This window comes from Thermogemmatispora sp. (genome assembly GCF_019683755.1).
In the GTDB taxonomy this organism is placed as follows: Bacteria; Chloroflexota; Ktedonobacteria; order Ktedonobacterales; family Ktedonobacteraceae; genus Thermogemmatispora.
On the sequence record NZ_JADGHT010000473.1, the window covers coordinates 1 to 2,833 of the forward strand.

Annotated in this window: 2 protein-coding genes and 1 pseudogene; 2 read left to right on the forward strand and 1 reads right to left on the reverse strand. The window is 56.9% G+C overall.

The window, feature by feature from the left end; translation table 11 throughout:
• Positions 1-291, reverse strand: a pseudogene (locus IRZ24_RS18930) (gliding-motility protein MglA); the annotation flags it as partial.
• Positions 292-849: 558 nt separating this feature from the next.
• Here IRZ24_RS18930 and gatB point away from each other — a divergent pair.
• Together gatB and IRZ24_RS18940 are read left to right on the forward strand one after the other, a co-directional pair.
• The gene (gatB, locus tag IRZ24_RS18935; RefSeq protein ID WP_297167870.1) at positions 850-2,343 is read left to right on the forward strand and encodes an Asp-tRNA(Asn)/Glu-tRNA(Gln) amidotransferase subunit GatB; all 1,494 of its coding nucleotides are present in this window, start codon (positions 850-852) and stop codon (positions 2,341-2,343) included.
• A gap of 206 nt (positions 2,344-2,549) precedes the next feature.
• On the forward strand, positions 2,550-2,833 hold a 284-nt coding region (locus tag IRZ24_RS18940; protein WP_366914335.1), incomplete at its 3' end, for a Glu/Leu/Phe/Val dehydrogenase dimerization domain-containing protein.

Genomic DNA, 2,833 nt, shown 5'->3' on the forward strand with positions numbered 1-2,833 from the left:
GACAGCGCCTTTCAGCACAGAGATCCGCGTCTGCTGGTAGAGCACCTGACCGGGCACTGTATAGAGCTGGAAACGGATCGAGAAGCCATTGACCTTACCCAATTCCAACGGCAGCAGATCGAAGTAAAGGGTACGCTCTGTCTCAGTATCGATGGAGACCATCTCGCCCACATCGCGGGGATCAACTGCCTGGTAGATATAGTGCAGGTTGGTTGTCTTGCCGGACAGACCAATACCGTAGTAGACGAGCTTACAAATGATCTCGCGTTTGGCCATATTAATCAGGGACATAGGTGGTCGTTCTCCTCATCCGCTCGCTGGTGTGCCTCATCGTGTCATGATAGCGCGTCGTTCTCCTCTTCTCTGCGCGAGGAGGGCACCGTACCTACTGAGTCTCAGCAACAGTTCTCTCGTGTGAAGCAATACAAAAGGTATTTCCCGAATTTACCGGGGAAAGCTTGCGTTTCGGCGCAAGACGTCCCACGATGTTGGTGCCTTCAGTATACCAGAGTCATCCGTATCTGGCAAGGACTCCGGCTCCTCTTTCCTGCCTGTCTCGCAGTGACCATCTGGCCTATCTGGCTTCTTAGCTCTTCTTGTCGGGGAAGATGAGGGGGCGAGTACTGAGCGGAGAGCGAGAGCTGAGGGGTTGCTAGCGTAAGCTGACTGGCTGATCAACCGGTCAGCCGGGCCCTGGACCTGGTGGCGAGCCTATGCCGGCCATCGAGACCGTAGAGAGGCTCGTGGGTACTGAGCCTGTCGAGGCTACCTAGTTGACGAATCCTGGGGAAAGGACTAGACTAACGGGTGATAGTGACGCTGAAGAAGCTTTTAGGAAGGTTGGGAAAGATGGCTGTACCTGCTCAGACTGAGGTTACCACTGAATTCGAGGTTATCATTGGTCTCGAAGTCCACGCTCAGCTCACCACGCGAAGCAAGATGTTCTGCTCCTGCAGCACTGACTACGCAAATGCGGCCCCCAACACGCATGTCTGCCCCGTTTGTATGGGGATGCCGGGCGTGCTGCCAGTGATCAATCGAGAAGCTGTCGCCTATACTATTATGACGGCCCTGGCCCTCAACTGCGACATTCCCGAGTACTCTAAATTTGACCGCAAGAACTATCCTTACCCCGATTTAATGAAGGGATACCAGATTTCCCAGTATGATCTTCCACTCAGTCGCAATGGCTATCTGCTGATTGAGTGCAATGGGCAGGTGCGGCGCATCGGCATCACGCGCGTCCATCTCGAGGAGGACACTGCCAAGCTGCTGCATCGGGATGGCTACAGCCTCGTTGACGTCAACCGTGCAGGTACGCCACTGATCGAAATCGTCAGTGAGCCGGACATGCGTAGCCCAGAGGAGGCGCGCCTCTACATGCAGAAGCTGCGCCAGATCCTGGTCTATTTGGGGGTCTCTTCGGGGCGGATGGAGGAAGGCAGCCTGCGCTGTGATGCCAATATCTCGGTACGCCCTCGTGGGGAGCAGGCCCTGGGAGTTAAGACCGAGATTAAGAATATGAATAGCTTCAAGGCCTTGCAGCAGGCTCTTGAATACGAAGCGCGCCGTCAGATCGAGGTCTTGCGGGCTGGTGGGACGATTCAGCAGGAGACGCGTGGTTGGGATGAGACGCGGGGTATCACGGTGCCACAGCGTACCAAAGAGTATGCTCATGACTATCGCTACTTCCCTGAGCCAGACCTGCCGCCGCTAGTGATCAGCCGTGAGTGGGTTGAAGAGCTGCGCGCGCGTCTGCCAGAGCTGCCTGATGCGCGCCGACTCCGCTATCAGCGCGACTATGGTCTCTCGGCTCAGGATGCCGATATTCTTACGGAAGAGAAAGCCCTGGGTGACTACCTCGATCAGGTGATGGCCCTCTCCTCCCATGTTCAGGATCGCCAAGCCAGGGCGCGCGCAGCCAGCAACTGGCTCCTGAGCGAGGTTGTTCGTCTGCTCCATGCGCATGGTATTGCCCCGGCGGCCTGTCCGCTGAAACCGGAGGCTCTTGTCAATCTACTAGACCTCCTCGATCGCCAGCGTATTACGGGTAAGCAGGCGAAGGAGGTGCTGGATGAAGCCTTTGTCAGTGGCCAACTCCCCGAGGCCATTGTGGTGCGCAAGGGCATCGAGCCGCCGATTACCGATCCACAGGCGCTGGAGCGCATCATTGTGGAGGTCATCGAGGCGAACCCGAAGATCGTGGCCGATTATCGCTCGGGTAAGACCAATGCTGCCCAGTACCTGGTTGGTCAGATCATGAAGCGCACTCGCGGTCAGGCCAAGGCCGATCTTGTCCAGAAGCTCTTACGCGCCAAGCTTGACGAGGCTCCCACGAGCTGAAGGGGCCTAACCGGCTGGCGCTGGGCGGGAAAGCTGCCAAGCTAGCCCAGGCTTGTTTCTACCAATCTAATAACCCTTGGCCTCTGCGATCCCTGGCCAGCTTTAGCCCGCTCTCAAGTGCAACATACGGACGGAAAAGGAGCAAGAACGTGGACCTGCACAATGACGTGAAGTCCTCTCGCGAGATCCGCATTAATCCCTATGCAATGGCTGTTCAGCAGTTTGAGGAGGCTGCCGATCGCCTCAATCTCTCGGAGGACATGCGAGAGATTCTGCGCAAGCCCAAGCGGGAGCTGACAGTCAATTTCCCTGTACGCCTGGATGATGGCCGCATCAAAACCTTTACCGGCTATCGCGTACAGCACAACGTGAATCGCGGGCCTGCCAAAGGCGGCATTCGTTACAGTCCTGATGTGACCCTGGACGAGGTCAAGGCACTGGCCATGTGGATGACCTGGAAGTGTGCGGTGGTGGGTATTCCCTATGGGGG